At 61.5% G+C, this 26,098-nt stretch carries 27 protein-coding genes; 8 read left to right on the forward strand and 19 right to left on the reverse strand.

The window, feature by feature from the left end; translation table 11 throughout:
* Positions 1 to 34: 34 nt before the first annotated feature.
* Positions 35 to 817 carry an SDR family NAD(P)-dependent oxidoreductase gene (locus M0R89_RS18890; protein ID WP_248652634.1) on the forward strand — a complete coding sequence of 261 codons (783 nt, stop codon included), beginning with the start codon at positions 35 to 37 and terminating at the stop codon, positions 815 to 817.
* Between the two features lie 15 nt (positions 818 to 832).
* Here M0R89_RS18890 and M0R89_RS18895 read toward each other — a convergent pair whose 3' ends face one another.
* Both M0R89_RS18895 and M0R89_RS18900 read right to left on the reverse strand, forming a co-directional pair.
* Positions 833 to 1,507: an O-methyltransferase gene (locus tag M0R89_RS18895; protein WP_248652635.1), complete on the reverse strand. Its 675-nt coding sequence runs from the start codon at positions 1,505 to 1,507 to the stop codon at positions 833 to 835.
* A gap of 69 nt (positions 1,508 to 1,576) precedes the next feature.
* Positions 1,577 to 2,158: a DUF7282 domain-containing protein gene (locus M0R89_RS18900; RefSeq protein ID WP_248652636.1), complete on the reverse strand. Its 582-nt coding sequence runs from the start codon at positions 2,156 to 2,158 to the stop codon at positions 1,577 to 1,579.
* Positions 2,159 to 2,469: 311 nt separating this feature from the next.
* On the opposite strand from M0R89_RS18900, the gene M0R89_RS18905 reads away from it, so the two are divergent.
* A complete protein-coding gene (locus M0R89_RS18905) occupies positions 2,470 to 3,015 on the forward strand; it encodes a GNAT family N-acetyltransferase (protein ID WP_248652637.1) in 546 nt (181 codons plus the stop codon).
* On the opposite strand, the gene M0R89_RS18910 is transcribed toward M0R89_RS18905, so the two are convergent.
* The 4 genes from M0R89_RS18910 to M0R89_RS18925 all read right to left on the reverse strand — a co-directional run bounded on the left by M0R89_RS18910 (position 3,000) and on the right by M0R89_RS18925 (position 5,803).
* Complete coding sequence (locus tag M0R89_RS18910) at positions 3,000 to 3,296, reverse strand: hypothetical protein (protein ID WP_248652638.1); 297 nt, start codon at positions 3,294 to 3,296, stop codon at positions 3,000 to 3,002. The two genes, M0R89_RS18905 and M0R89_RS18910, sit on opposite strands and share 16 nt — an antisense overlap.
* 201 nt (positions 3,297 to 3,497) lie before the next feature.
* On the reverse strand, positions 3,498 to 4,781 hold the full coding sequence (locus tag M0R89_RS18915; protein WP_248652639.1) for a M20 family metallo-hydrolase: 1,284 nt from the start codon (positions 4,779 to 4,781) through the stop codon (positions 3,498 to 3,500).
* A gap of 106 nt (positions 4,782 to 4,887) precedes the next feature.
* On the reverse strand, positions 4,888 to 5,193 hold the full coding sequence (locus M0R89_RS18920; RefSeq protein WP_248652640.1) for a HalOD1 output domain-containing protein: 306 nt from the start codon (positions 5,191 to 5,193) through the stop codon (positions 4,888 to 4,890).
* A gap of 184 nt (positions 5,194 to 5,377) precedes the next feature.
* The gene (locus tag M0R89_RS18925; RefSeq protein WP_248652641.1) at positions 5,378 to 5,803 is read right to left on the reverse strand and encodes a DUF7344 domain-containing protein; all 426 of its coding nucleotides are present in this window, start codon (positions 5,801 to 5,803) and stop codon (positions 5,378 to 5,380) included.
* A 236-nt stretch (positions 5,804 to 6,039) separates the two neighbouring features.
* Between M0R89_RS18925 and M0R89_RS18930 the strand changes: the two genes are divergently transcribed.
* A complete protein-coding gene (locus M0R89_RS18930) occupies positions 6,040 to 7,419 on the forward strand; it encodes a tryptophanase (protein ID WP_248652642.1) in 1,380 nt (459 codons plus the stop codon).
* 99 nt (positions 7,420 to 7,518) lie between these two features.
* Here M0R89_RS18930 and M0R89_RS18935 read toward each other — a convergent pair whose 3' ends face one another.
* The 10 genes from M0R89_RS18935 to M0R89_RS18980 form a co-directional block, all read right to left on the reverse strand.
* Positions 7,519 to 7,797, reverse strand: coding sequence for a DUF7553 family protein (locus M0R89_RS18935; RefSeq protein ID WP_248652643.1), 279 nt, complete (start codon positions 7,795 to 7,797; stop codon positions 7,519 to 7,521).
* Positions 7,798 to 8,356: 559 nt separating this feature from the next.
* Positions 8,357 to 9,049 carry a hypothetical protein gene (locus M0R89_RS18940; protein WP_248652644.1) on the reverse strand — a complete coding sequence of 231 codons (693 nt, stop codon included), beginning with the start codon at positions 9,047 to 9,049 and terminating at the stop codon, positions 8,357 to 8,359.
* Positions 9,050 to 9,227: 178 nt separating this feature from the next.
* Entirely contained in the window at positions 9,228 to 10,373 is a 1,146-nt protein-coding gene (locus tag M0R89_RS18945; RefSeq protein WP_248652645.1) for an SDR family oxidoreductase, read from the reverse strand.
* Positions 10,374 to 11,942, reverse strand: a complete 1,569-nt coding sequence (locus M0R89_RS18950; RefSeq protein ID WP_248652646.1) for a succinic semialdehyde dehydrogenase — start codon at positions 11,940 to 11,942, stop codon at positions 10,374 to 10,376.
* A gap of 26 nt (positions 11,943 to 11,968) precedes the next feature.
* Positions 11,969 to 12,541, reverse strand: coding sequence for an ATP-binding cassette domain-containing protein (locus tag M0R89_RS18955; RefSeq protein WP_248652647.1), 573 nt, complete (start codon positions 12,539 to 12,541; stop codon positions 11,969 to 11,971).
* Positions 12,542 to 13,146: 605 nt separating this feature from the next.
* On the reverse strand, positions 13,147 to 13,419 hold the full coding sequence (locus tag M0R89_RS23475) for a type II toxin-antitoxin system VapC family toxin (RefSeq protein WP_368408901.1): 273 nt from the start codon (positions 13,417 to 13,419) through the stop codon (positions 13,147 to 13,149).
* 172 nt (positions 13,420 to 13,591) lie between these two features.
* On the reverse strand, positions 13,592 to 13,960 hold the full coding sequence (locus M0R89_RS18965; protein ID WP_248652648.1) for a helix-turn-helix domain-containing protein: 369 nt from the start codon (positions 13,958 to 13,960) through the stop codon (positions 13,592 to 13,594).
* 269 nt (positions 13,961 to 14,229) lie between these two features.
* The gene (locus M0R89_RS18970) at positions 14,230 to 15,726 is read right to left on the reverse strand and encodes a tripartite tricarboxylate transporter permease (protein ID WP_248652649.1); all 1,497 of its coding nucleotides are present in this window, start codon (positions 15,724 to 15,726) and stop codon (positions 14,230 to 14,232) included.
* Positions 15,723 to 16,232: a tripartite tricarboxylate transporter TctB family protein gene (locus M0R89_RS18975; protein WP_248652650.1), complete on the reverse strand. Its 510-nt coding sequence runs from the start codon at positions 16,230 to 16,232 to the stop codon at positions 15,723 to 15,725. The genes M0R89_RS18970 and M0R89_RS18975 overlap by 4 nt, the downstream gene beginning before the upstream one ends.
* A 31-nt stretch (positions 16,233 to 16,263) precedes the next feature.
* Positions 16,264 to 17,292: a Bug family tripartite tricarboxylate transporter substrate binding protein gene (locus M0R89_RS18980; RefSeq protein WP_248652651.1), complete on the reverse strand. Its 1,029-nt coding sequence runs from the start codon at positions 17,290 to 17,292 to the stop codon at positions 16,264 to 16,266.
* A gap of 250 nt (positions 17,293 to 17,542) precedes the next feature.
* Between M0R89_RS18980 and M0R89_RS18985 the strand changes: the two genes are divergently transcribed.
* The 4 genes from M0R89_RS18985 to M0R89_RS19000 all read left to right on the forward strand — a co-directional run bounded on the left by M0R89_RS18985 (position 17,543) and on the right by M0R89_RS19000 (position 21,300).
* On the forward strand, positions 17,543 to 17,866 hold the full coding sequence (locus M0R89_RS18985; protein ID WP_248652652.1) for a hypothetical protein: 324 nt from the start codon (positions 17,543 to 17,545) through the stop codon (positions 17,864 to 17,866).
* Positions 17,867 to 18,179: 313 nt separating this feature from the next.
* Positions 18,180 to 18,884, forward strand: coding sequence for a hypothetical protein (locus tag M0R89_RS18990; RefSeq protein ID WP_248652653.1), 705 nt, complete (start codon positions 18,180 to 18,182; stop codon positions 18,882 to 18,884).
* Entirely contained in the window at positions 18,881 to 19,525 is a 645-nt protein-coding gene (locus M0R89_RS18995) for a relaxase/mobilization nuclease domain-containing protein (RefSeq protein WP_248652654.1), read from the forward strand. Before M0R89_RS18990 ends, M0R89_RS18995 begins: the two co-directional genes overlap by 4 nt.
* Positions 19,522 to 21,300 (forward strand): type IV secretory system conjugative DNA transfer family protein, encoded by a 1,779-nt coding sequence (locus M0R89_RS19000; RefSeq protein WP_248652655.1) that lies wholly within the window; start codon positions 19,522 to 19,524, stop codon positions 21,298 to 21,300. Before M0R89_RS18995 ends, M0R89_RS19000 begins: the two co-directional genes overlap by 4 nt.
* Before the next feature lie 416 nt (positions 21,301 to 21,716).
* Here the strand turns inward: M0R89_RS19000 and M0R89_RS19010 are convergent, their stop codons facing one another.
* Together M0R89_RS19010 and M0R89_RS19015 are read right to left on the reverse strand one after the other, a co-directional pair.
* Positions 21,717 to 22,079 (reverse strand): hypothetical protein, encoded by a 363-nt coding sequence (locus M0R89_RS19010; protein ID WP_248652657.1) that lies wholly within the window; start codon positions 22,077 to 22,079, stop codon positions 21,717 to 21,719.
* 416 nt (positions 22,080 to 22,495) lie between these two features.
* Positions 22,496 to 23,422: a coiled-coil domain-containing protein gene (locus M0R89_RS19015; RefSeq protein WP_248652658.1), complete on the reverse strand. Its 927-nt coding sequence runs from the start codon at positions 23,420 to 23,422 to the stop codon at positions 22,496 to 22,498.
* Between the two features lie 331 nt (positions 23,423 to 23,753).
* Between M0R89_RS19015 and M0R89_RS19020 the strand changes: the two genes are divergently transcribed.
* A complete protein-coding gene (locus tag M0R89_RS19020; protein ID WP_248652659.1) occupies positions 23,754 to 24,050 on the forward strand; it encodes a winged helix-turn-helix domain-containing protein in 297 nt (98 codons plus the stop codon).
* Between the two features lie 409 nt (positions 24,051 to 24,459).
* On the opposite strand, the gene M0R89_RS19025 is transcribed toward M0R89_RS19020, so the two are convergent.
* Positions 24,460 to 25,431 (reverse strand): transcription initiation factor IIB family protein, encoded by a 972-nt coding sequence (locus M0R89_RS19025; protein WP_248652660.1) that lies wholly within the window; start codon positions 25,429 to 25,431, stop codon positions 24,460 to 24,462.
* Positions 25,432 to 26,098 lie beyond the last annotated feature (667 nt).

The following is a 26,098-nucleotide window of genomic DNA, read 5'->3' on the forward strand; positions in this document are numbered from 1 at the left end:
CAACCTACAACCGCCCGGCGACCGTCCGTCGGGCATGGGCAATCTGAACCCCGACTTCTCCGATTCGACGGTAATCGTCACGGGCGCGAGCGCGGGCATCGGTCGCGCCGTCGCGCTCGCGTTCGGCGACGCGGGCGCGACGGTCGTGAACGCCGACGTTCGCGAGTCGCCGAAGGCCGACGGCGAGTCCACGCCGACCCACGAGCGAATCCGCGACGCGGGCGGCCGCGCCGAGTACGTCGAGACCGACGTCTCGGACCCGGACCAGATTCGGTCGGTCGTGGCGGCGGCCCGCGACTCGGGCGGCGTGGACGTGATGGTGAACAACGCGGGCGTCTACACCAAGCGCCGGTTCCGCGAGGTGACGCCCGAGGAGTTCGAGGAGGTCCACGCGGTCAACGCGCGGGGCACCTTCTTCGGCACGCAGATAGCCGCGAACGACATGATAGACCGGGGCGACCCCGGCGTCGTGGTCAACACCTCCTCGGACACGCAGGGCCGGGCGGCGTGGGACCACTCTCACTACGCCGCGACGAAGGGCGCGATTCGGATGGTGACCCGGAGCGCGGCGCTGGAACTCGCCGACGAGGGCGTGCGGGTCAACGCCGTCGCGCCCGGCCCGGTCGCGACCGAAATCCGGGAGGGCTGGTCCGAGGAGGCCGAGGAGATGGGTCCCGAGGGCGAGACGCCCGACCTCCCGCTCCGAGCCGCCGACCCCGAGGAGTTGGCCGGCGCGTACCTCTTTCTGGCGAGCGACGAGGCGTCGTACGTGACCGGCGAGACCGTCTGGGTCGACGGCGGCGGCCACGTCTGTTGAATCGCCGCGGCGTCGCTACGCCCTGTCCCCGAGGCGGAAACTCACCGCGATTCCCTCGCCCAGCGGAAGCGCCACCGTCTCGAAGTCGGGGTCGTCGCGCACCGTCAGGAGGTAGTCCGCGATGCCCCGCGTCTGGTCGTCCACGTCCGCGGGGTCGTCGCCTTCGAGCAGCGCGAGGATGGTCTCGAAGTCCTGAATCCCGCTCTCCATCGCGTTGTCCGCGATTATCACGCCGCCCTCGGCGACTTTTCCGCGCACCGCGTCGAGCGCGTCGGGGTAGCCGTCCTTGTGGCAGTCGACGAGTACCACGTCGAACGGACCGTCGTAGCGCTCGACGGTTTCGAGCGCGTCGCCGTCCTCGAAGGCCGCGCGGTCGGCGTAGCCGCCCCGCGCCAGATACTCGCGGGCGTCGTCGAGTTCGTCGGCGTCGTGTTCGGTCAGGACGATTTCGCCGTCGTCCGGGAGCGCCTCGGCGAACCAGTAGGCCGAGTAGCCGAACCCCGACCCGAACTCGAAGATTCGCTCGGCGTCGACCATGCGCGCCGCGAGTCGCAGGAACGACCCGACCTCGGGGCCGACCGTCGGGAAGCCGATTTCCTCGCCGTGGGCCTCCATCTCCCGGAGGGTGTCGTCGCGGTCGGGGACCATCGCGCGGACGAATCGCTCGGTGTGGTCTGGCAGCAGCGTCATGGTCGAACCGTCGCGCGTCGAAAAGTTAATTGTTCGTAAGGCGGTCGAGCGGGAGTCGAACCCCCGGTCTCACGCGCTCGGTGCGACCCGACTCGCGGTGGTCGTCGTGCCCCGGCGCGTCTCGTTGCCCACGATGACGAACGCGACTTGGCTGATGGGCAGGCCGTTCTCCTGGAGGTACGGCCGGTCGGTCGCGTTCTCGACTCCGACCTGTTGGGCGTTGGTGGCGTTGAAGCCGAACGTCTGGTCGCCGTCGGTGTCGAGGTGCGGCGCTGCGATGACCACCTGCGAGGCGTTGATGCCGGTGTCGAGCGGGATGGTCAGGTTCTCGTGCGTGCCGGGTTCGAGGTACGAGGTGTTCCCGAGGACCGTCCCGTTCTGGGCGAAGACGACGACGTACCCGCCCGCCGAGAGGTTCGTCTGGTTGACGGTGACGACCGACCCGTTGGTCCGCTGGTCGGTGAACGTCACGCTCGCGGACTCGTTGGCCGACTCGTTGCCCTGCGCGGTCGTGGTCTCCTGTGCGAGCGGTGCGGGCGAGGCGTCGGCGGCCCCGTCGGCGGTCGGATTCGCCCCGACCGCGCCCGATAGCCCCGTGGTAATCAGCAGTACTGTGAAGACGAGCGCACCGAACGTCGATTTTCGCGTCATTCTCGCGTCTGACCTGTACCTGACGACGAATAAACGAGGCCGACTGTTTCCGGTCGTTCACGCCCGTAACGCCCGAATACGACGATTACGCCCCGTCGAACGCCGGATTAAGTTCGACTTAGCGGGTGCAGACAGGTCGTGCCGCGAGCAGTCCGCTCGGAGGACGACCTTGCGGAACGATTCTTGTTTTCTTTAGGATGGAGAATGATTCTTTGGTAACGGTGTAACAGTCTAAGTCACAGGATTTTCCCGAAACGACCGCCAGCGGCCGACCGCCGGAACTAACTTCGCGGGTCGAGACCCGCCGACCGATGGTATCCGTCGAGGCCGCGAGGACCGCTCACGCCGACGGCATCGGCCGCGTCTGTGCCGCGAGTTGGCGCGACGCCTACGCCGACCTACTCCCCGACGAGTACGTCGAAGCGAACCTCCGGACGTTCTACCGACCCGAGCGCCTCGCCGACGAAATCGAGGAGAGGCGCGACGAACCCGGCGGCTGGTTGGTCGCGCTCGCCGCCGACGAGAACGCGAAAGCCGCGTCCCAGACCGTCGTCGGCGTGGTCCGCGACGACCGGCCCGAGGCGGGGGTCGGTGAGGTCTCGGCGCTCTACGTCCGCCCCGACCGGCAGGGCGAGGGCGTCGGCACCCGACTGCTCGAAAGGCTCACCGAGCGCCAGCGCGAAGCGGGCGTCACCGATCAGAGCGTCTCCGTCTTCGCCGGCCACGACGAGGCCGTCGACTTCTACGAGTCGAAGGGGTTCGCCGCCGACGAACGGTCCCCGGCGACGGAAGTGGACGGCGTGGACCCGAACTGCGAGGCGATTCGGTTCACGCAGGAGATTCAGAAGAGCGAGTAGACGGCCAGTAGGACCCCGGCGAGGACGATGCCGACGCCGCTACCACGAGGTGTGACCGGACCCTCCGGGTCAGTCCCGGGGACCGGAACCGGGTGGACGACTTGGAGGACGCCAACGGTGAGGAGCGTCCCCGGAAGCGCTAACCCGGCACCGGTTTGGGGGGACCAGAGCGTAAAGAACACCAGTCCGAAGAAGATAGCGGCGACGGCGAACGCCCGAGCGCCCGGCGTCACGTCCTCGTTGGAGAACGCGACGAACACCGCGGCGGGCCACCACCACATGAGTACGCCGATACCGAACCAGAGACCCCAAACAGGAGTATTCCGTTCATCGTGACGTTCCTATTTCCGGTCCTCTGTTAAAAATTCTTGCAATAATTATATGAGATAATTTAATCAAATCAGTATTCATGTATTTATTTCATGTGCTGCGTAAAATATCGAGTTCAGCTGTATATTTTCGATCTAGGAACGTTCGTAGACCTACGCTCCCGCCAAGTCCGCCAGCGCCCCCGCCAACACCCGCGTCGCGGTCGCACAGTCCTCCCAGTCGGTCCACTCCTTCGGGTTGTGCGAGACGCCATCGCGCGACGGCGCGAACAGCAGACCGGCGTCCGTCACCTCGGCGACGTGCATCGTGTCGTGGGCCGCCCCGGAGTGCATGTCGAGCGTCTCGATGCCGGCCGCCTCGCCCGCGTCGCGGGCCGCTTTCCGAACCCGGTCGCTCATCGGCGTCGGTTCGAGGTCGAAGGGCCGCCGAAATTCGGTCTCGACGCCGCGCTCGCGTTCGAGTCTCGCGAGGCTCTCGCGGGCGCGAGAGACGAGTTTCTCCATCGCGTCGCGGTCCACGTCGCGGATGTCCACGCCCGCCTCGACCGCGCCGGGCACGACGTTGGTAGCGTTCGGGCGCACGTCGAGGCTCCCGACGGTGCCGACCGCGGTCTCGCTGTCGGCGGCCGCGACCGCCTCGGCGGCCCGTTCCACGTCGAGGACGAACTCGCTGGCCGCCGCCAAGGCGTCGGTTCGGTCGCCCATCGGCGTCGCTCCGGCGTGGTTCGCCTCGCCGCGGACGACCGCCTCGCAGTGAGTGATGCCCGTAATCGAGGTGACGACGCCGACCGGCACCCCGGCGTCGGTCAGGCGCTCGCTCTGCTCGACGTGGAGTTCGAGCCATCCGTCCCACGCTCCGGCGTCGAGGCGGCCCTCGCCCCGGAAGCCGATTGCCTCCAGCGCCGATTCGAGTGTGGTCGTACCGCCCTCGCCGTCGTCGGCTTCGAGCGCGAGCGCTTCCTCGACCGACCGCTCGCCGACCGCGACCGACGACCCGAGCAGGCCCGACGCGAACCGCTGGCCCTCCTCCTCGGTGAACGAGACCACCTCGACCGGCCGGGCGGGGTCGAGGTCGGCGTCTTGCATCGCCCGGACCGCTTCGAGCGCGGCGTAGACGCCGAGCGGACCGTCGAAGATGCCGCCCTCCGGCACCGAGTCGAGGTGGCTCCCGGCCGCGACCGGCGCGGCCGCCGGGTCGGCGCTGTCCGGCGTCCACCGGCCCGCGACGTTGCCCACGGCGTCGATTCGCACGTCGAGTCCGGCGTCTTCCAGTCGCGCGACGAGGTACTCGCGGGCCTCGCGGTTGGCCTCGGTGCCGGTCAGGACGGTCCGTCCGCGGCCCTCGTCGGCATCGATGTCGCCGAACGCGGCGGTCCGCTCGATGTCCTCGCGCAGTCGCTCCCGGTCTACGTTCGGTCGGTCCCCGTCTGCGTCCATGCGAGAGGACTGGCACGCCGGGGTAATGAGTAGTGGGTTCGGGGCAGACGACGGACTCCGATTCGCGTCCAGATAGTCCGATAATAGCGCGAGTCGCGACCTCGCGTCAGTCGGCGGGCGTGACCTCGAACAGACCGCACGGGTGGACGTGTACGTCGTAACCGGCGAACGCGAACGAGATGCGACCGTCCACGTCGGGGAGACCGCCCTCTCCCACGAACTCGTCTATCGTCGCGGGGTCGACCGCGTCGTGGAGCGGTTCCAACTCCAGCGGGTCGACCTGGGCGACGTCGGCGACCCCGACCACGAGGACGTGACTCGGGGGCGCCGACGACGCCGGGTCGTAGGTAATCTGATGCGTCTCGGAACCGCGGTCAACAGCGTCGTTTCGCGTCTCGTCGCCGTCGATCATGCTCTCACTCCGACGACCCACCGAGGAGGTCCCCACCGTCCCGACTCGTCGGCCCCTTCGGTACGTCTAACGACGAACGAGTAGGACACCGTTCGGCATATACTTACCGGCTTCGGGGCTCAAATTAGAACGGCCGTCTCCGCATCGAATCTCGCCCGTTCTCGTCCGAAATCCGTCGGGTCGCTCAGTCGTCTCGGACCGCCTCGTAGAGTTTCAGACACGCCGAAACCCGGTCTCCGCCCCAGTATCGGACCGTCTTCGAGCGCGGGTCGTAGTCGACGAAGGCGTCGTCCGATAGCTTCGGGAGGTGGTTGTGGTGGAGCGAGATGGCGACCCGACGGCAGTACTCCTCGTCGGCGGCGTCTGCGTCGACCGACGACGACGCGACCTCTCGCTCGGCGACGTACTCCACGAGGTCGTCGAGTTCGGCGGCGTCCACCGAGGCCGAATCGAAGTACGACAGCACCAACCGCGACCGCCGGTCGGCTATCGTCTCGAACAGCTGGTCGATAGACCGTCCGTCGCGGTCCGAGAGGACACGGGCGAACGACGGGGCGTCGCCATCGTCGCCGCTCGAAGCATCACCACTACACATGATAACTAGTATCATAGTCATGCTACGCTTAATTCTGACGGGTAAACGCGCTCACACCGGTAAATTCAAATCGAGGCGTCCGGAGTGTTTACGTTTACGTAAACGGAAACATCAATCGGCGTTCACCGCAAGTCACCGGCGAACGGGTCCGTCGGTCGGTGCGCACGTTCGGCAGATATTCGCCGCAAGCGGCTATCTGCGGCCACAATTGTCCCGGAAGCAATACGTTGCGAGAGACCGACCGTCCGGACATGCGAGCCTACAAGTCGAAGGTCGTCTCCCCGATTCGTCTCCCCGACCGCGACGAGCGCGAATCTCAACTCGAACGGGCGGGTTACAACGTCTTCAATCTCGACTCCGACGCCGTGTTCGTGGACCTCCTCACCGACAGCGGCACCGGCACCATGAGCGAGTCACAGTGGGCCGCCATGATGTCGGGCGACGAGGCCTACGCCGGGAGCGCGAGTTTCGAGCGCTTGCGGGAGTCGGTCGCCGACGTGATGGGCTTCGAGCGCATCCTACCCGCCCATCAGGGCCGCGGAGCCGAGAACGTCCTCTACGGAGCGCTGGTGGAGGACGGCGACTACGTGCCCAACAACACCCACTTCGACACGACCCGCGCCCACATCGCCAACAACGGCGGCGAACCGGTCGACTGCCCGCACGACGACGCCCTCTCGGGCGACCGGGAGTTCGCGGGCGACATCGACGTGGAGCAGGTCCGAGCGCTGGCCGACGAGGTCGGAGCCGACAGGATTCCGGCGGTCCTGCTCACCCTGACCAACAACTCGCTGGCCGGCCAACCGGTCAGCGTCGAGAACGTCCACGAGGCCCGGAAAGTCGCCGACGAACTCGACGCCACGTTCGTCGTGGACGCCTGCCGGTTCGCCGAGAACGCCTACTTCGTCAGGGAGCGCGAGGCGGAGTTCGCCGACCGGTCGGTCGCCGAAGTCGCCCGCGAGCAACTCTCCTACGCCGACGCGCTCGTCATGAGCGGGAAGAAGGACGGACTGGTCAACGTCGGCGGGTTCGTCGCCCTGCGCGACGACCCGGCACTCGACGACCTCCACGCGAAGGCCCGCGAGCGGGCCATCCTCTACGAGGGGTTCACGACCTACGGCGGGATGGCGGGCCGCGACCTCGAAGCGATGGCGGTCGGCCTCCGGGAGGCGGTCGAGGAGTCGTACATCGCCGACCGGGTCGGACAGGTCCAGCGTCTCGGCGACATGCTGGCCGAGCGCGACGTGCCGGTCCAGCGCCCGACCGGCGGCCACGCGGTGTACGTGAACGCCGCCGAGTTCCTGCCCGAGATTCCCGCCGAGCGGTTCCCGGGACAGGCGCTGGTCTGCGAACTCTACCGCGAGGGCGCGGTCCGGGGCGTGGAGTTGGGTAGTTTCGCGTTCCCCGACACCGACCGGCCGGAACTGGTCCGACTGTCGCTGCCCCGCCGGACCTACGGCGCGGACCATCTCGAACACGTCGCCGAGACGTTCGAGAAGGTGGCCGAGCGCCGCGACGCGGGCGAAATCTCGGGCCTCGAAATCACCGACGAACCCGAGATGGCCGAGTTGCGACACTTCAGCGCAGAGTTGCGACCGGTCCGAGAACAGGAGACTACCACGGCCGACTGACCGCGGTTCGGCGTGCGCTAGCGCGCGGTCATCGCGCTCCGTCGAGACCGCGCACTGTCCTCCCGTCCATCTGCTAGGAAGACGAACCGCAGGGGTGGCTCAGACGCCGTCCACCGTCTCTCGGTAGGACCGAACGCTTTCGAGCGCCGACCCTACTGCCTCGGCGTGTTCACCGTCGAGGTCCGACCGCACGTCCTGAAGGTTGTGTTCGAGGCGCGCGAGTTGGCCGTGGTCCGGGCCTCGCTCGCCGTCGGCCATCCGCCGGAGTCTGTCGGCGAAGCCTTCGAGTCGGTCCTCGATTTCGGCGTCCGAAACCGCGTCGCCGAGTTCCGCGAGTTCGTCGGCGGCGCTCCGAAGTTCGTCCTTGTCGTCGGTCATACCGGGAGCTACGTCGAAGCGCAGGAAATGGTTTCTGTCGGTGCCGAATTCTGCCGGAAACATCTTTATTTCCTGTACGGAAATCTATTAGTCAGACGGTTGCCATATATTGGTGAAGAGAAGATAGAGTCATGAGAAATAGAATAAAAGCTGCCTTGTTGTTTACTATTGGTGGCATCCTCGGACTCACGTATCTGTTTGTGGTTATGGGTGACCCGTTTTCGATTTCCGGGCCGCAACGACGACCACCGATAGTTTACACTATCGTTATGATACTCGGATTGGCTACCGGAATCGGTCTCTTCATCGATATCGACTTTCTCGTCGACGTATTCGTCGCCGACGACTGAATCTGGCGGCCTTAGAGGGGGTTGGTAAACGAACTTTCACTCGGCGTACATCACCATCAGTAGCTCCAAGTAAACGAACTCGAAGGCGAAGCGGCAGAACGACACGACGTACGTGATGGCGAGTAGAGTCAGCGTCTTCGTGCGAACGGCGACCTTCGACAGGGATTTGGGAGGGCAGACCGGCGGACCGCCGGTTCGGCGTTACGGGCTTAAATCCGCGGGGAAACTTTCCACTGCTTCTGGATTTCGTAGCCGTCGCCGGTGATCTGTTGGCTCACCTCGAAATCGACGCACTCCCAGTCGAAGTCGTGGCCGTTCTTCCCCCTGAGTTCGGCCCCGACGCGGTACCAGCCCTCTCGCTCGACGGCGCAGGTCTCGGTGTCGTTGGGATTCGACACCCGGCAGTCCCACGGGACGGGACCCGCGCCGGGCGCGTTGTCCTCCATCTCCGAGGAACTCCCGAGGGAGGCCACGCCGAACGCCGAGACGCCGACGCCGTACTTCGTGACCGCGTCCTGGTGGTTGTCGTACCAGTTGACGGCGTAGTTGCCGCCGTGCCACCACGCCCGGCCGTGGTGAGTCTTGGGTGCGCTGCTGTACCCGCCGGTGGCGCGGCCGGTGGCACCGCGGCCACCGCCGCCCTTGCCCATCGCACGGACGCTTCCGACCGGGTTCAACCCGCCGACTTCGTCGGGGTCGGGGAGGGCGTTCTGACTCCCGCCGTCGTAGCGGGACTTGACCCACGTGTCGTCTTCGAGGGCGACCTGAATCTTCCCGTCTCGCGCTTCGATGGTCTCGAAGACGTTCGACTTGCGGGGTGGCGGGGACTTGCTTCCGGCACAACCGGCGAGGGCGGAGGCGGCGAAGATGCCGGTACCGGCGATGAATTCGCGGCGTCGCATGCGGAGAGCTTTCGGATGAGGCGTATAAATTCTTGTTGAAAAAACATCTTTTTCATAAAGGAGACGCCCGCAGAGAGGAAACGAAGAATCTCAGCGCGAAATCGCGCCGGTCGGCGCCGGAGTGCTCCTAGGATTCCAGCCACGGTATCCAGAGACTCGGGCCACGGCGTCCGCAGATTCAGACCATCGCGTCCGCCGACACGTCGGGGTGGTCGCGGTAGAACCGGACCAGTCGGTCCGCGTACTCCTCGAACGGCGGGCAGGAGACGCCGGTCCCGCGCAGGTCCCGGACCGCGTTCTGGCAGGTGTAACTCGTCGGGTGGACGAAGTAGTCGAGGACCGCCGGTTGGACGCCGAGCGCCGACGCGAGGCCGGGCGTCGATTCGAGCGCGCGGCGGGCCAGCGTCGCGCCGCCGGGCATCGGCACCCGAAAGACGCGGACGCCGAGCGCATCGCCGAACGCCCGGACCATCCCCGCGACGGTGGGCGGGTTCGGGTCGCAGAGCTGGTACACCTCGCCCGCCGAATCGTCGCGCCGACTCAGGCGGTCGATGGCGTCGACCACGAAGTCCCGCGGGACAACGTTGACCTCGTAGTCCCGCGGGTCGCCGAACACGGGCACGACGCCGACGCCCGCGCGGACGGTGGGTTGCCGGTCGAGGAGTCGCAGGACGTTGTACGGCCCGTCGTACTTCTGGGTCGCACCGGTCTCGCTGTCGCCGACCGCGATTGCCGGGCGGTAGACGGTGGCTGGCAACCCCTCGTCCATGCGGCGCTGGACCTCGACCTCCGCGAGGAACTTGGTCTCCTCGTAGTGGTTGTTGAACGACTGGCCCACGTCCAAGTCGCGGTGGGTGAACACGCCGTCGTGGCGCCCGCTGACGTAGCACGTCGAGACGTACTGGAACCGCCGGAGTTCGGGGGCGCGCTCGGCGAAGTCGAGGACGTTGCGAGTGCCCTCGACGTTGACCGCCATCCCCACGTCGCGGGCGACGCCGAGGTCGTACACTGCCGCGAGGTGGTAGACTTCGACCGCGTCGGCGGCGAGGGCGTCGTAGTCGCCGCCCAACCCGAGGTCCGATTCCGTGATGTCGCCCTCGCTGAGTTCGATTCGGTCGGGCGAACCCTCCGTCAGTTCCGCGGCGCGCTCCTCGGCGAGGTCCCGGTACTTCGGCTGGACCAGACAGCGAATCGCCACGTCCGGGGGATACCTGTCGAGCAGGCGCGCGACGAGTTCGGAGCCCAGAAATCCGGGGAACCCGGTGACGAACACCGACCGAGATGCGCCGTCGGCCGCCGCTCGGTCCCCGGAATCGTCCGCCATCTACCGCACCCCCGGAATCCGCTTCATCGCGTGTAGCGCCAGCGTCATCCCCTTCGCGTACCACCCGTCGGGCACTCCGCGCGGCGCGCCGACCGGCGGGCCGCGCTGCTCGGCGACGGTCTGGGCCTCGGTGTACTTCAGGAACCCCTCGTCGCCGTGGCGGCGGCCCATTCCGGAGTCCTTCATGCCGCCCATCGGCGCGTCCACCGAGGCCCACGCCGCGGCGTAGGCGTCGTTGACGTTGACGGTCCCGCACTCGATTCGGCGAGCGAGCGCCCGACCCCGCTCGCCGTCCTCGGTCCAGACGCTCGCGTTCAGGCCGTAGTCGGAGTCGTTGGCGAGTTCGACCGCCTCCGCGTCGGCGTCGAACGGACTGACCGCGACCACCGGGCCGAACGTCTCCTCGCGTCCGGCGTTCATCTCGTCGGTCACGCCGGTCAGAATCGTCGGTTCGTAGAAGTACGGCCCGAGGTCGGGGCGGGCGCGACCGCCCGTCAACACGTCCGCGCCCTTCGATACGGCGTCCTCGACGTGTTCTTCGACGGTTTCGAGTTGGTCCGGGCCGACGAGCGACCCCGCGTCCGGCCCGTAGTCGTAGGCCCCGCGGAGGTCGAGCGCGCGGGTCCGCCGGACGAACCGGTCCAGAAACTCGTCGTAGACTTCGCGCTGGACGTAGAGGCGCTCGAACGAGATGCAGAGTTGGCCCGCGTTGGTGAAACAGCCACCTATCGCGCCCTCGACCGCGCGTTCGGGGTCGGCGTCCTCCAACACGACCATCGGGTTCTTGCCGCCGAGTTCGAGCGAGCAGTCGGTCAGGTTCGCGCCCGCCCGCTCGGCCACCGTCCGGCCGGTCTCCGTGCTTCCGGTGAAACAGACGTAGTCGGCCCGCTCGACGACCGCACCGCCCGCCTCGCTCCCGGTGCCGGTCACGACCTGAAACGCGTCGTCGGGGACCCCGGCCTCCCGGAGCAGGTCGCGGAGTAGCAGCGCCGAGAACGGCGTCTCGCTCGCGGGCTTGAGTACGACGGCGTTGCCCGCCAGTAGCGCCGGAAGTGCGTCCGAAATCGCGAGAGTGAGGGGGTAGTTCCACGGCGAGACGATGCCAACGACCCTGACCGGCTTCCGGTGGACGGTCGCCCGCGTGAGCAGCGGGAACGCACCCTTCCGGCGGTCGGCGTCTAGATAGCCCTCGGCCCGGTGGGCGTAGTGGCGCGCGGTCGTCGCCACGTCCAGCACCTCCTCGAAGCCGTCGATTCGGGCCTTCCCGCTCTCGAGTTGGACGACGTCGAGGAGTTCGGCCCGGCGGTCCAACACGAGGTCGTGAAATCGCAGGACGATTTCGGCGCGGTCCGGGACCGGTCGGTCGGCCCACGACCGCTGTGCCTCGCGGGCGCGCTCGACCGCGGCCCGCACGTCCGCATCCGTTCCCGCGGGAATCGTTCCGATAGTCTCGCCCGAGTACGGCGCTTCGACCCGAATCTCGGGACGGTCCCCGTCGGTGGGGACCGAAGCCGCGAGTCGGGAGAATCGGGCCGAGTCGGCGCGCTTCGGAGTCGAGAAAGTAGTCATAGCTACCTATTTCACCGTCAGATTCATTAGGATTCTGCCGCGCCCGAGTTCCGGGCCGTACGGGCTCGTACGAGGACGGTGGTCGCGAGTCGCGTCACCCGCCGAGGTACAACCGACCGACCTCCTCGTCTTCCAAGAGTTCGGTCCCGCTCGCCGCCCGAGAGCATCCCGGCCTTCTGGTCGCGGCGCTCGTCGAATCGGGCAAACTCGCCGTAGAGTTCCTCGGTCCACCGGGCCGCCCGGTTGTCGTCGGCGAAGACGTACCCGCCCATCAGCAGGTTCTCGTGGACCGTCATGTCCGGGAAGACGCTGGACGACTGGAGGACGTAACTCACGCCAGACCGGAGGCTTTCCTGCGGACTACGGTGGGTCACGTCCTCGCCGTCGAACGAGATGCGGCCCTCGAACACGTCGGCGAAGCCGCAGATGGACTTCATCACCGTACTCTTGCCCGACCCGTTCGACCCGACTAGGCAGGCGATTTCGCCCTCGGGGACCGCGAGGTCCACGTCGTGGACGACCGTCGTGTTACCGTACCCCGCAGTCACGTCCGAGAGTTCGAGGAGCACGGCGGTCGCCTCAGAGTGGGTCTCGGCCATCTTACTCCCTCCCCAGAAAGGCATCGATGATGTGGTAGTTCGACCGAATCTCGTTGGTCGTCCCCGCGGCTATTCCTTCGCAGTGTGCGAGGACGTACAACCGGTCGGACACATCCAGCACCAGGTCCAAGTTCCGAAGTGATTCACTGCTTGAATATATCAGAACCATCACGACCCAAGATCAGGAGAGAACCATATTATGACTATTATCTTTTATACGGTGTTGAGTGGGGGTTGTGAAGGAAGGGGGGAGGCTAAACTAAACCAACTTCAGGAATATCAGCTTGGTCGATGGTTGCGGAAATCGATACCCGGAACTAGCGTCAAAACCACCAATGTAGTTGTGAATCTAACTAATGTGGTTCCGATACACTTCCTTCGGGGGATTTCGTACAGACTACTGCGCAGTTTTAGCTTGCCATCAGCATCGTCATCGCTTCTGGCATCCAGTATTTCGAGAGTCTTAACCAACAATCACCCCTACTTCAGCCCGTATATTGGTTAACTCCGCTACCCTCGATACTTACTGAAGATGAGTTCTCTAGTTCCGGCCTCGTCAGTCGACCTGCGAATGTGACACTACTCGGCGAGCAGAAGCCCATCAGTCAGAGTCGTCCGACGTCCGCGGGGACGAGTGTGAATCCGAGTGTCCGAAAGTCACTATCGAACGCGAAGATGTGGTTGATGTCGCGGCTTCCGGCGAGGACACTACTGGTGTGGTCGACGAACGAAATCTGGTGGTCGTCGTACTGGGCAAACTCATCGCAGGCCGCATTGAATGCGGGTTTGTCCACGGGAAGGATGTTGAAGCTCTTGGACGCTCGGATGGTCTCAAGCGTCTCTACGGCTTCAGCGTGCCCGACCTTCCGCAGTATCAACGTCGTGAGCTCTGAGAGAACTGACCGACTCGTGTAGAGCGGACGGTATGGGAGGTCGCCAGCGGCGATCGCATCGCATACGTCTCAACCGCGGTCGTGACGTTTGGCCTGCTCGTAGGCCCACGCGAAGAACGTGCCTGTATCGATGAACAACGGGATTGTACCTGTACCATTACGATTCAACCGCGCCGTAGAGAATATCATCGATGTCGTCCTCGCCGACGAGTTCGTCCTCATCACCGGCGTGCGCCTCGGCATCCCAGAACGGGTCGTCTGGATTAATCTCGGCTGTGGTGTCCTCGGTGTCGGTGAGCCACCAGACGACGGCGTTTGCGCCGACGGTGCGGCGTTCGACTCGGCCTTGTTCGTGGAGCGTGATCAGTTTCTGGCGGGCGGCTTCAGAACTACAGTCGAGAAGTTCACCGAGTTCTTTCGCGGTGGCGACGGGACTGTCAGTTTGGCGGATGGCTTCGAGGACATCCTCAAGGGAGATTGTCCCGATATATTGGCCGTGGTCGTTCCGTTCGCGGTCCTGGCTCATGACTACTCGTTCGTTAGCTACCTACCTAAACCTATTGCCACGAGACAAGAGGCCTCATATAGACAATTTTCACGTTGGTAGAGTCTATACAGGTACAGTATTTTCCATTACTTTGATAGCGCTAGAAACTAGGATGAGTAATCCTACTGCACGACCTCTTATCGTATAGTACCGGCAATCTCGGAAAAGGTGTCCATCGAGGCGATTCGACCTGACGATCATTTGTTACACGAAGTCAAGATCACTCATGACGAACTACTCGGCGGGAATCACACGGCCTCGGATCGACGTTCGCGCCATGTCTGAACGAGCGGGAGGAGCAACGACGCGATCGCTAACAGGAGAATGGCGAGTGTGAGCGGTTTCTCGTAAAAGATACCGAGTGATCCGCCGGACAACTTCAGCGACCGCCGGAGGTTCACCTCGGCAATTGGCCCGAGAATCAGCCCTAGCACCATGGGCGCTAATGGATAGTTCTCGGCCCGCATAACGTATCCAAGCACGCCCGCCCCAAACATGACCCAGACATCAAGCATATTTCCTCGTAGGGCGTAGGCTCCCACGAATGACAGCACGAGGATTGACGGCCAAAGGTACTTCGCCGGGAAGTCAATAATCTTCGCCCAGTAGCGTGCGCCAATCAACCCGATAGCGCCGACGACCAGATACACGACAAAGAAGCCCACAAAGATGGCATACACTAGTTCTGGCTCGGTCTGGAACAGTTGAGGCCCAGGACGGATACCGTGAACCATCAACGCACCGATGAGGATGGCCGTGACGGAGTCGCCTGGTATACCCAACGTCAGGGTCGGGATGAGTGCGCCGCCCGTACTTGCGTTATTCCCCGATTCGGCCGCTGCGATGCCCCGGATGTCGCCGTCGCCGAACGAGGTTGCCGTGTCGTGCGCCCAACGCTTGGCTTCGTTATACGTGATGAACGAGGCAATATCACCACCGGCACCCGGGATGGAACCAATAAATGTACCGACAATACTTGAACCGAGCACGATGGTCTTAATCTCGTTGAGGTCGGACATCTCCGGCAGTAGACTCGCGATCTCCTGGGAGGACTCTTGATGGCCGAGACCGCTTCTATAGCGGTGCAATCCCTCAGCGATACCGAACAACCCAATCATCACTGCGATGAACTGGATACCTGACGTGAGCGGTTGGTATCCGAATGTGAACCGCGGGTAGGCCAGAATTGGGTCTAACCCTACGGTCGCCAGAAGCATCCCAAGCAGTCCCGAGATGAGCCCCTTAACGAGTGAGTCCCCACTTACACTGGCGATAATCGTCAATCCAAATACTGCCAGCGCAAAATACTCGGGCGACCCGAACTCAAGTGCGACGGCGGCGATCTGCGGTGAGAGGAGTGTAAGGAACACCACACTAACAGCACCACCAACGAATGAGGCGACTGTGGCGATGGTAATCGCCCGGTCAGCTTCCCCGCGCTGGGCCAGCGGGAAGCCATCGAAGACGGTCGCCGCGGCGCTCGGCGTGCCGGGTGTTCGGATGAGGATCGCAGGAATTGAGCCTGCGTACAGCGCTCCACCGTAGATGCCAAGTAGCAACATCATCCCTTCAACAGCCTCCATGCCGAACGTGAATGAAACGAGCACGGCGACGGTCATCGTCGCAGTCATTCCCGGGAGCGAACCCATCGTGATGCCGATGAGCACGCCGAGGATGATGAGCGACAGCGGGAACGGCTGGAAGACGATGCCGATAGCCTGGATGAGGTTTGTGAGGAGGCTCACAGTAACACCCCGCTCACAATAGGTAATGGCGGTAACCACCGAGCAACCGGAAGTATGCTGCCTGCAGGTAGTGGGACGTGAAGGAACTCCACGAACACGTATTGGAGAACTAGCGCGATACCTGCGGCGAGTGGCGCGACTGTTCGGGCCTCGGTCGCGCCAGAGTACCACATTGTCACGATCAGGAAGGCGAAGGTATCGAGTAGGAATCCCAGTACCGGCAGGAGGAGCGCATATCCGACTAGGAGGGCTATCGGCACTACCACTCGTTTGGTCTCCTCGGTCGTGATTCGCTGAGTTCGATCGTCGCCTGTTGTGACGCTCCGTATAAACAGGAACGCCGCGACCCCTGCGATGCTGGCAGCAATGACTCGCGGGAAGAATGCGGGACCCGGAGTTCCCGTGATACCGCTTGGGAAATTACGGCTCGCAACGAACACGCCTGCCGCAAGTAGTATCAACAGGAGGGACGCGACCTTGTCTATATGCCTAATTTGGAAGGCCATTGGTGTAGGAGTACAAAACAGTCAAATGAGATTACTGCCCGATGCCGAGCGTTTTGATCAGGTCCCCGAATCGTTTGTACTCAGACTGCATGAACTGGTCGTACTCGTCGGAGCTACGATACACCATTCCGAACCCGTTGTTTTTCATGAACGTCTTGAATTCCTTAGAGTCGTAGACAGACTTGAACGCCTCGTTGAGAGCGTTGACCCGATTTTCGGGCGTTTTCACGGGAACGCCGAGACCACGCCATGCCCCGCTCTTCACATTGAATCCCTGTTCCTGAAGCGTTTTTGTCTCCGGGAAGATGTTGACCCGGTTTTCGCCCATGACGCCCAGTATCTTCAACGGTCCGTCCTTCACGAGCGGCGCAACCTCGGCCGCGCTGGTGGTCGTAGCGTCAACTTCACCGCTGGCAACCGCCTTGGCTGCTGGCGCGCCGCCGTCATAGCCGACGTGCTTGACCTTGTTGGAGATGCCAGCCTCTTGTGCGAACATTGCCGCCGAGAGGTGCCAGATGGCACCAATGCCAGAGTTGGAGAAGGCAAGCTGTCCAGACTGGTTCTTAACGTGTTTAACGAATCCCTCAACCGTGTCATACGGTGCGTCCTGGTGGACAGTCAGCGACGCCGGATCGAAGTTGTACTGCATTACTGGCGCAAAGTCGTCCGGGCGGATGTTCGAGATGTTGAGGTGCGAGATTGTGCAAACCTCAACTGTGAGAACGCCCACGGTGGTCCCGTCGGGTTTGGCGTTCGCAGCCCGACGAAATCCGGCGCTCCCACTTCCACCCGTGATATTTGTTACAAAGTACGACGCGTCCGTCTGATTCTCGGCAAGTGACGCGAGTTTCCGTGCCGTTCGGTCCGTCCCACCGCCAGCGGCCCATGGGACAATAAGCCTGATCTCCCCGCTCGGGAACTCGCTCTGTTGACCTGCGGCCCCGGTCACTCCGGTGGCCCCCACGGTAGCGCCCACGCCGAGTGCTTTAATAAACTGTCGCCGCTCAACCGTAGAGTCTGTTTTGGTACTCCCCCACATACTCCCGTCGTCCAGTACCATATTTTACGTAAAAAATATTGTGGCTAATGGCCCGAAGATGAAGACAATAGGTTCTACACCGTGTATATGAGATTTAACACGCCTAATCGGGTACCCCGATTGGCCAAGTAGAAATGAGACGCATCTGGTGACGATATGTTCGCTGGCACTTACTGATGAATACAGCCCCTGTGTTCAGCATACCTACCAAGTTCAAAATCTCCAACAGTTCTAAGTTAACCAACATCCAAAGCTAAGATGGTCGGATGCGATGGTTAAGGCAACGATGGTCGAAGGTATCTCGCTACCGGAGGACCTCGAAGAGTTGCTTGAGAGTCTGACGCCCGAGGAGTTGGATGACGTAGAGCGGGCGGTTGCACGACTCGCCGAGGAGAAACGTCGGCAACAACGCATCGAGGAAAAAGAGGCAGAGCAAGAACGGATTGAGGCGGAGAATGAGACACCAGCGGGTGTGCCACCGAAGGCAAACAGAGTCGTCAAAACAATCAACGAGAACGACGATTATTATTGGCAATGGCGGGAGGGCGATTCTGTCAAGTCAGAATACGATAAGCCAGTTAGCGATACAGAGTAACAACCGCTCTTTCTTAGCTTCGACTACATTTTGGCTTTCAGGTCTATACAGCATGAAAACGCCGAGAGATATCGAGTACAGTTGACCTGACAAGGATTGCTCAGAGCAATTAAGACAGATGGCTTCAATACCAAACTTACGGTGCATATATTCCGAGAATCCCCGACTAAACCGATAAAACGAGTAGTAAATATAGATATTCTAGAAGTAGTATTCCCATTATCGTATAGTTCTGTTCCTCACGGAGAGCAGACGCCGGTTAGCGGCGGAATATTCGGTTTGAGTCACTAAGATGGGAGGCCGAGACACGCAGGTGACGGTGTACGTTACTGACGAACGAAAGACGGAACTCGAAGAACGTGCAGACGAGGCGGACACCTCACTCTCTGGCATCATCAATAATATGCTCGACCAGCAGCTCCAGCAAGAGGCCCAAGACGCGATTGCGTCTGAAACACGCGCCGAGGAGCGCATCCAAGAGTTGCTGACTGTTGGAACAGAGGAAATGGTGGAGACCGCACGAGAGATTCGAGAGATGAACGCGAAGTTCGGGGCCTACGCCATTGCGAACTTCGAGTTGATGAAGCACGAGCAGTCTGACCACGTCCGCAAAGACGCTCTCAAAACCGGTGCGCGTCGCATCCGCCAAGATATCGACACAGGAATCGACGGTCTCGACGGCGAAACAGCATCGACAGAGACAGACGCAGAGTCCACGACTCCGACCTCCAAAACCGTGACTGCAACCTCGGCCACATCCGACTCACACGTCGATACGAGCGAGCAGTCTGGTCACAGTAACGAACTGGACTCACGCCAAACTGATACTGAGACACCCGTCTCGACCGAGAACGCCGACAGTCCTGAATCGGTTGGAAGTACTGCGAACGATACCGAGAACGGTACTGAAACTGAACCGAGTGACGGGAGCGATGGCGCTGACGACTCCAGGGATGACGATAGCGATGGGAGTAACGGGAGTGATCTGTTCGATAGGCTTCGGCGAGGACGGAGATGAGGGTCTTTACGGATACTAACTACCGTGAGCATGGGGCCCGCGACCTCGTCGAGTACCTCGACAAAGAGCAGGGCCTCGAAAATCGCTTCGGTGAGCAGATGACCGAAGAGGAAGTTACGGCATTCATCGAGAAATCCGAGGAGTACGAGTTTGAGCGCGAAATTATCCTCTCACCCTCGAACGGGAGCGAGCTCTCGGACGAGCAGTTGAGCCTGCATACCCGACAAGTGATGAGCGAGTTCTGTGAGGGCCGGAACACGGCGACATACTGTTATGCAATTCATCGCGATACGGACCACCCACACACGCAGGTCGCGGTCACGGGCACGAAACGCGACCTCTGGATGGACGTCGAAGACTGCGAGGACCTCCGTGAATGCGCGACCGAACACTTCCACGACCACCACCGCGAGCTCACGAACGAACTCGGCGAGCAATTTGAAACCGAACTTTTGCAGGAAGCCGACTTAGCAATGGACACCGAGCTACACCCAGACCAAGACCACGATCAAGATTGGAACCAGGACGCCGACCACGCAGATGAACAGCAACAAGGGCAGGCACAAGAACAAGGGCAAGACCGAGGTCAAGCGCAGAGTCCGGGTGTCGACCGCGAGCGGACGCGAGGGCCTGAGTCGTGACGACACGAACAGGGTCACGCTCAGGGTCAAGCGCTGGTTCTGGGTCGTCGTCCGGGTCGTCCTCAGGGTCAGGGTCGGGGTCGGAGGCAACCTATGAGCATGATGAAGTTGAGATATTCTTCATCATCGCGCTGGTGTCAGCCACGGCACTCCTCATCCCATGGATTTACGCGATTTTGGAGCGCGCGAATCTCTCCGGACTAAAATTCGAAGGATTGCACCGGAGTCGTGCTCTCTGGGTCCTTCCCGTGTTCTATGGGTTCGGCGCCCTCGGGACCGTCCTCCTGTTTCCGGCGCACCTCCAGTTGTTCTGGGCATTCCACATCCTCTTGCTCGCACAACTCGCCGAACTCGCCATCCACGCAACCGGAAACTTGGTGGGAATGTCACTCCCGCTCGTCGAGCAGTTCACGCTCTGGCGTGTCGGCGGCTTCCTCCTCCTATTCGTAGGGACGGTGCGTGCTGGTCTGTGGTTTCGGACGTGGGATACTGCTCGGGAGTGCCGCCGCCACATCTCGGATGGAAAGTATGTGCTGCCGTTCCGCCAGCCCTCGGACTCAAGCGAACACATGAGCCTGAAGCGGTTCGTCCCACTCGAGAAAGACCGCTCACTCCTCGTGCTTGGCGAGACCGGTGCGGGTAAGACCGAGACGATGAAGCTGTTCGTCCATCAGATGCGCGCGAAACTAGACGAAGCGTTCGTCGTCTTCGACTACAAGGGTGAGTACCGCCAGATATTCACAGAGGCACAGGGCGAAGAGAACGTGATTTGCTTGTCTTCACGGGGTGAGACGGTGTCGTGGAACCTGTTCTGTGAGATCAAGTACGAGCGAGATATCGAGGAGATCGGGCGAGCGCTCTTCCCCGAGACAGATGAAGGTGAATTCTTCGAGAATGCGGCCCGCCAGTTGTTCGTCGCGGTCGTCACCTACCTCCATCGGGAGGGCCTAATGAGTAAGACGGTGCCGACGAACGCGGATTTAGTGGCGTTCGTCGAGCAGACTGACAAACAAGAGCTGTATGAACGATTGGCCGAGTATCCAGATTTGGTTGCCGCGGCGTCAGCAATCGATCCTGATGCCGACCGCCAGGCAGCGGGTGTCTACGCGAATTTCCAGCAGGTGATTGCAGACCTCTTCCGGGGTGACCTCGCAGATGATGGCGAGTTCTCGATCCGAGAGTACATGGAGGACCCACAAGGCCGGACGTTGGTGTTGGACTTCCCGATTACGGAGGGTGAGGCGGTACAGCCTGCATTCCGGTTTTTCATCGACTGGGCAGCACGATTCGCGCTCTCAGACGACCGGAACACGTACTTTGTTCTCGACGAATTCGCACGGCTACCAAAACTCCGGAAGATAGGGGATCTGATTAACGCTGGTCGAAGCCGGAATACACAGCTGTTGTTGGGAGTGCAGTCAGTTGCGCAACTCAACGATACGTATGGTAGAGACCGCGCAAGCGCGCTGTTGAGTGGGTTGGTGCAGTCCGTAGTGCTACGGGTTGGCGACAAAGCGAGCGTCGACTACACGCGTTCCCAGATTGGTCGCGAACACCAGCATCGGTCGGTGCCAGTGCGTGGGCGCTCAGGGCGGTCGGTTGGTCGCCAAGAGCTCACGAGCGAGACGCATCCAATTGCAGAAAACAGTTTGCAACGGCTTGGGGATGGGGAAGCTATCGTCATCACCTCGAAGGGCTGGATACGCGGCCAGATTGCGCGCTTCCAAAAGGTTCGGAGTGCACTCGACCGAGCGATTGACCGCGAGCCAGAATAGTAGTCGACCGCTGAATTCAGGATTCAGCTGACCAAGCAAGTAACCATGGGAATGTTTCCATAGTATTTTAGGGGTCCATTCTTCCGTCACCGAATATACGTCTCTACGGTCTCAACGACAGTATCGACGAATTCCTCCGTGACTCGGCCTTGCCACGTGATCAGGTCCTCGGTACGAGGTGAGTGGATAGCCCACGGGGAAACGAACGACTCCTGTGGGACACCACCAGTCTCCCAAACGTCAGACTGTAACGAAATCGAATCGGAGTACTTCTTCGTCGAAATAGCGACAGCCACATATTGCTCTTCACCGAATGGATGCGATTTATTGTTGACGATCAGCCACGGTCGTTGGCTGTCTTCGCCCAACTTGAACGGGTCCGAACTCCGGACGACATCCCCTCGTTCCGGTTGCATCTATTCGTCTCGCTCGCTGGGATGGGTTTCGTCCGGAGTGGCTGTGTCCCACTCTTCGGGATCGATTCCTCCATCACCCTCATCAAGCCGTTCAGTAATCGAATGAAGGGTATAGGCGTCCGCTACCCGGTCGAGATCGTTCGTTATCGCCCAGTACTCTCCCTTATGCCTGACAAGATTGCGTTGTTTCAGCCGTGAGAGGGCTGTTCCGACTGTATTCGGATCTTCGTCGGTGCCAGTAGCGATTTCCGAGCGAGTGAACGCCTTATCCCGGTTCGCGTACAGATACGTGAGTATCTGTTCTGGCACGCTCGGACCGCTTGGGAGTTCCCCGCTCTCAAACTCCTCGATGCGAACAGGCATATGCTGTACTTGACGTGCCAACGTAATCAATGTACGGGTGTACTCTTAGTGACGCAAGTTGAGGAAGAAGATCCAGGGATACGACGCCAAAGACGACGATAACGCATGGCGTACACCCATATCAGTATGGTTGCATCTGAATGGGCATGAAGAATCACGTATAGGAGATGAATCATGAGCGCGAGGGACGCTCTTAATCCACCAACAGAGGTCCGAGTAGTCGACGATTTCGCGGCTAGGCTGACGCCGTCGTCAGCACCAGACTTACTCACCTCGTCTCCTCCACTCGCTACTACTCTCTATTAACGTGACGGGACTGCCTAGTCTCGCCAGTACAAATAGGTTGCTTGCACATGGGTTGTGTATAGTGCGTTAGATGTGGATGCTCTCTTGAGCGTGGGTGCTGACGGGCATCCCTATGTGTGGGCTGACGACGCTGTCACTCGCTGTGTCGAGGTGTGCTTCGAGAGGAATGCGTCGTGTTGTTTGAGCATACGTCCATGCCGGTCATGGTCAAAGAACGTCACCGTGCCTTGCGAGAGTTGTTCAAGCCGCCTGCAGGCTCGGTACACCTGCTTCCACGCGAGGCGTTCATCACACGCCGTCGAGAGTAATGATTTGAGCGAGTCCGCAGTCTTCAACAGTTGACCTTTCGGGGTGGTGGTCGACCACTCCTCCCAATGCTCGAAAAGCACGACTGCACGCCGATCACTCGCCGTTACGTGGTCGTCCAAAGCATCTTCACCGATTGTCGCGAGGCGTTCAATTGGCGTCCACTCATCCGTCGGTTGCTGGTCACTCGTAGTGGACGAGGAGTCGCCTGTGTTAACGCTATCTTCGAGGTCCGCGATGTCGTCGTTCGCGCTCTCGATTCCCATGCCAAGCGCGTCCAAACGCTTCTCATGGCTGGTCTGGTGGGCCTCGAGGTCCTCGACGCGGTTTTCGAGAGTTGAAATCTGCTCGTCCTTCGCCGTGAGTGCTGATTCGAGTTCCTCGATGCGGTCAACGTACTGGGAATCCTCTTCAGGATGGTCAAATGACTGTGTAGTATCTTCTTGACTATGGGAATTGTAGGCGTCTGTGCGGCCGGCATTCGCATTAGATTCCTGTGTGATTTCTTCGATGGTAGAATCTTGCTCGGTCTGCTTGCGTGCTTGGCGCTCGCTCTGGAGGTCACTCCGGAGTTCCTCAATCACGGTTTTTTGGCGGTCTATGGTTGCTTGTTGGTCTTCGAGGTCGCCTTGGAGGCCTTGGACCTCGGTGTAGAGGTGGCGGATCTCCTCGGTGAGTTCCGCGATAGTCATTGTAGACACAGATGTCTCGGAGTCTATTTCAGACGGCATGCTGGCTCACCACCGATTCACTGACTGCATTGGGACCTGAGAGAGATTGGCGAGGCGATTCAGCTAGTCGTGCGGGGGATTCAAGTCCCCGCGTCGTGATTGCGTACATGGCTTCCGTACCAGACTTACGGAGGCTCACGCGGATCCGATGGCCTAACATCGGGGTCCGCTTCTTAGAGGATCCATCAGCGAGCGACAGGTCCGTGTGTAGCTTCCGTAATACTCCATTTGCATGGGGGTGCGATAAATCTTGGTCATTTTTGGCTCACTTGGGCCAATTATAACCAATAAACTTTCATATTCTCATTCGCCGGCAGTATTCAACAAGAGAGTGTCTGACGTGCCAGGGAACGTAGATTGGGAAAATAGTGCTACACGACCAGTTTTGAATCTCCTTGATGAGTCTAATGTAGCCATCTCGCCGGGCGGAATAACCCTGAATCTGGAACAACAGATGCAGCGACCGCCTTCCCGTTCGACAGTTACGAGGGCGATTGAGCAATTACTGAAGAGAGAGCTAATCGAAAAACCTGACGAGAGCAAGACCTACTATCGGATCACAGAGAAAGGTCGGCAGTATCTCGCTGGAGATCTCGACATAGGAGAATTAGAAGGCGACGAAAAGTGAAAGTCACACAGTAAGACAACTTGACCCTCAACCAAGAGGAATCAAGGCGTCTTAAGCTTTCGGCGGATGCGTATGATCCTCTTGACGCTCCGGGCGTGTGGCACCGACACGTTGCCTTCGGTGAAGTCGATACCACTGCGTTCGTCGTCGGAGACCAGGACCTGTCCGCCGTCGGCCGTAACACTGTCGAAAAACTAGTCGAGGGGTCCTTGACGAACGTGACGGTCCTACGACGTTAGTCGTTGCCCAAAGCAATGCACTCAGGATGGCTCTCCCGGTAGTCATCGGTGACAGTCCGGCCGAGTAAACGAGGTTGTGGCTGCGCGCGCAGCGAAGCGAGCACGGAGCGGTGGGTGGGGAGGCGGGCGATGGGTGGATGGTATCGAAAAAGAAGGAACCGTCTGTTCCGCTACCCCAGTCTTACTCCGTCGCGCTCATGTTTGAGCACGACCGCGGGCGCTGCTCGGCCGTACCGGGCTTCGTAGGCATCATGCAATTCACGGGAGTACCGCGCAACCACACCCTTGGAGGTCGGACACACCCTGCTCGCCGCTTCTGCCACCTCCGCTTGAGTCACAGTCTTTCCATCGGTCAACCGATCTGCCGCGTACACAGCCGCCCCAGCCACAGCCACTCGCGACGTGCCTGGTCCGACTGGCTCAACGTCCGCCAGCTCAAGCAGATGTCGTCCAACTCGTGCGAACTCCAAGACCGTCTCCACGTCCAGTCCATCGAACTCGGCCAACACGTCGTCCAACGCCTCGCCCTGCACCGGCGCATACTCATTCACCACCTCACACTCGATCCGTATCTTCCGCGCGGCCGCGCACGCTCGCTCATGCGTCGACTTCGCGTACTCCGCAACCACCTCCGTCTCCCGAGGGAACCCTGCCCGTCGCGCCGCCAACAACACTGCGCCCGCCGCCAGCGACTCCCAGGCCATCCGCCCGCCCGGCAATCGCCGCTCAGCCGCCTGCTTAACTAGTATCCCAGCATCCGCACACACGTACGTTGGGAGTCCGACGTTCTCACCGACGCTTTGGACGTCCCGAAGCGCCTCATTCAATCGCCGGTCGCGCGCCTCCATCCGCTTGTCCAACCGCCGAAGCCGCCCAAGCCGCCGCTTTTTCTCCGCCGAAAGTGGCCGACCACGTCCATCTGTCCCGAGATTGAACTGTGACCCGAGTCCCTGCCCAACCCGGAACACCGTCGTCGGCTCAACCGCCCATTCGACGGGACCGCCACGCCGCCGCGGCCCGTGCGCACTCGGCGACACACCCTGATCGATGTCGTCCGTCCGAACTACCAATCCACAGTCGTCACACACCGTCTCGATACCGCCCGCAACGAGTTGGCCCTTACATTCCGGGCACTCACTCATGTCTACCGCACTATACGAACCTTCATTACCGAAGCTGTCGCTAGTACTCATTGCTGTTTAGTTCCGAAGGCGCTCCTCCTACGGCGTCTTCTCCGAGAGACTCACTCCTACCTGAGTCACAACTCTACACCATCCTACGGCTCGTCTACTACGTTCTCGCTCGCGCCTTCAGTGCAGTCTGGGCGCGAGCGAGAACGACACGCGAGCCCACACAATCAAACACGCGCGCCGTCTCGCCCGGAGCGAGCGGCCAGGTTTAAGCCGTTTTCGCGTCCGTCGACCAGCGGGAGACGCAACCGAAAGCGCGCTTAATGCTGGCGTCGAAACCACACGCCCGGACCGGTGACCGAGCGGTGCGTATCGGTCACCGCACGCCCGGACTGGTCGGTCGCGAGCGACGCGGAGGTCTCGTGAGCGAAGCGAACGAGACATCGGTGAGCTTGCTCACCGGCAGGCGGCACGCGGCGCGCGGGTGGACGGGTTCGATCAACTGCATCAGCGCTCTCGCAATGGAGTATCGCCACTACCGTACTCACAGGTCGTTTACAGCGAGAATAGTTCTTAGATTCCCGGACGTATCGCTCTGTGGCGGCGTTGGCGTAGATTAAAGCAGATGGGCTAGATACGTAGTGTATGCTTGAGTCCGTCGTTGGTGAGTGGCTGGCAG

This window comes from Halorussus limi (genome assembly GCF_023238205.1).
GTDB classification, from domain to species: Archaea; Halobacteriota; Halobacteria; order Halobacteriales; family Haladaptataceae; genus Halorussus; species Halorussus limi.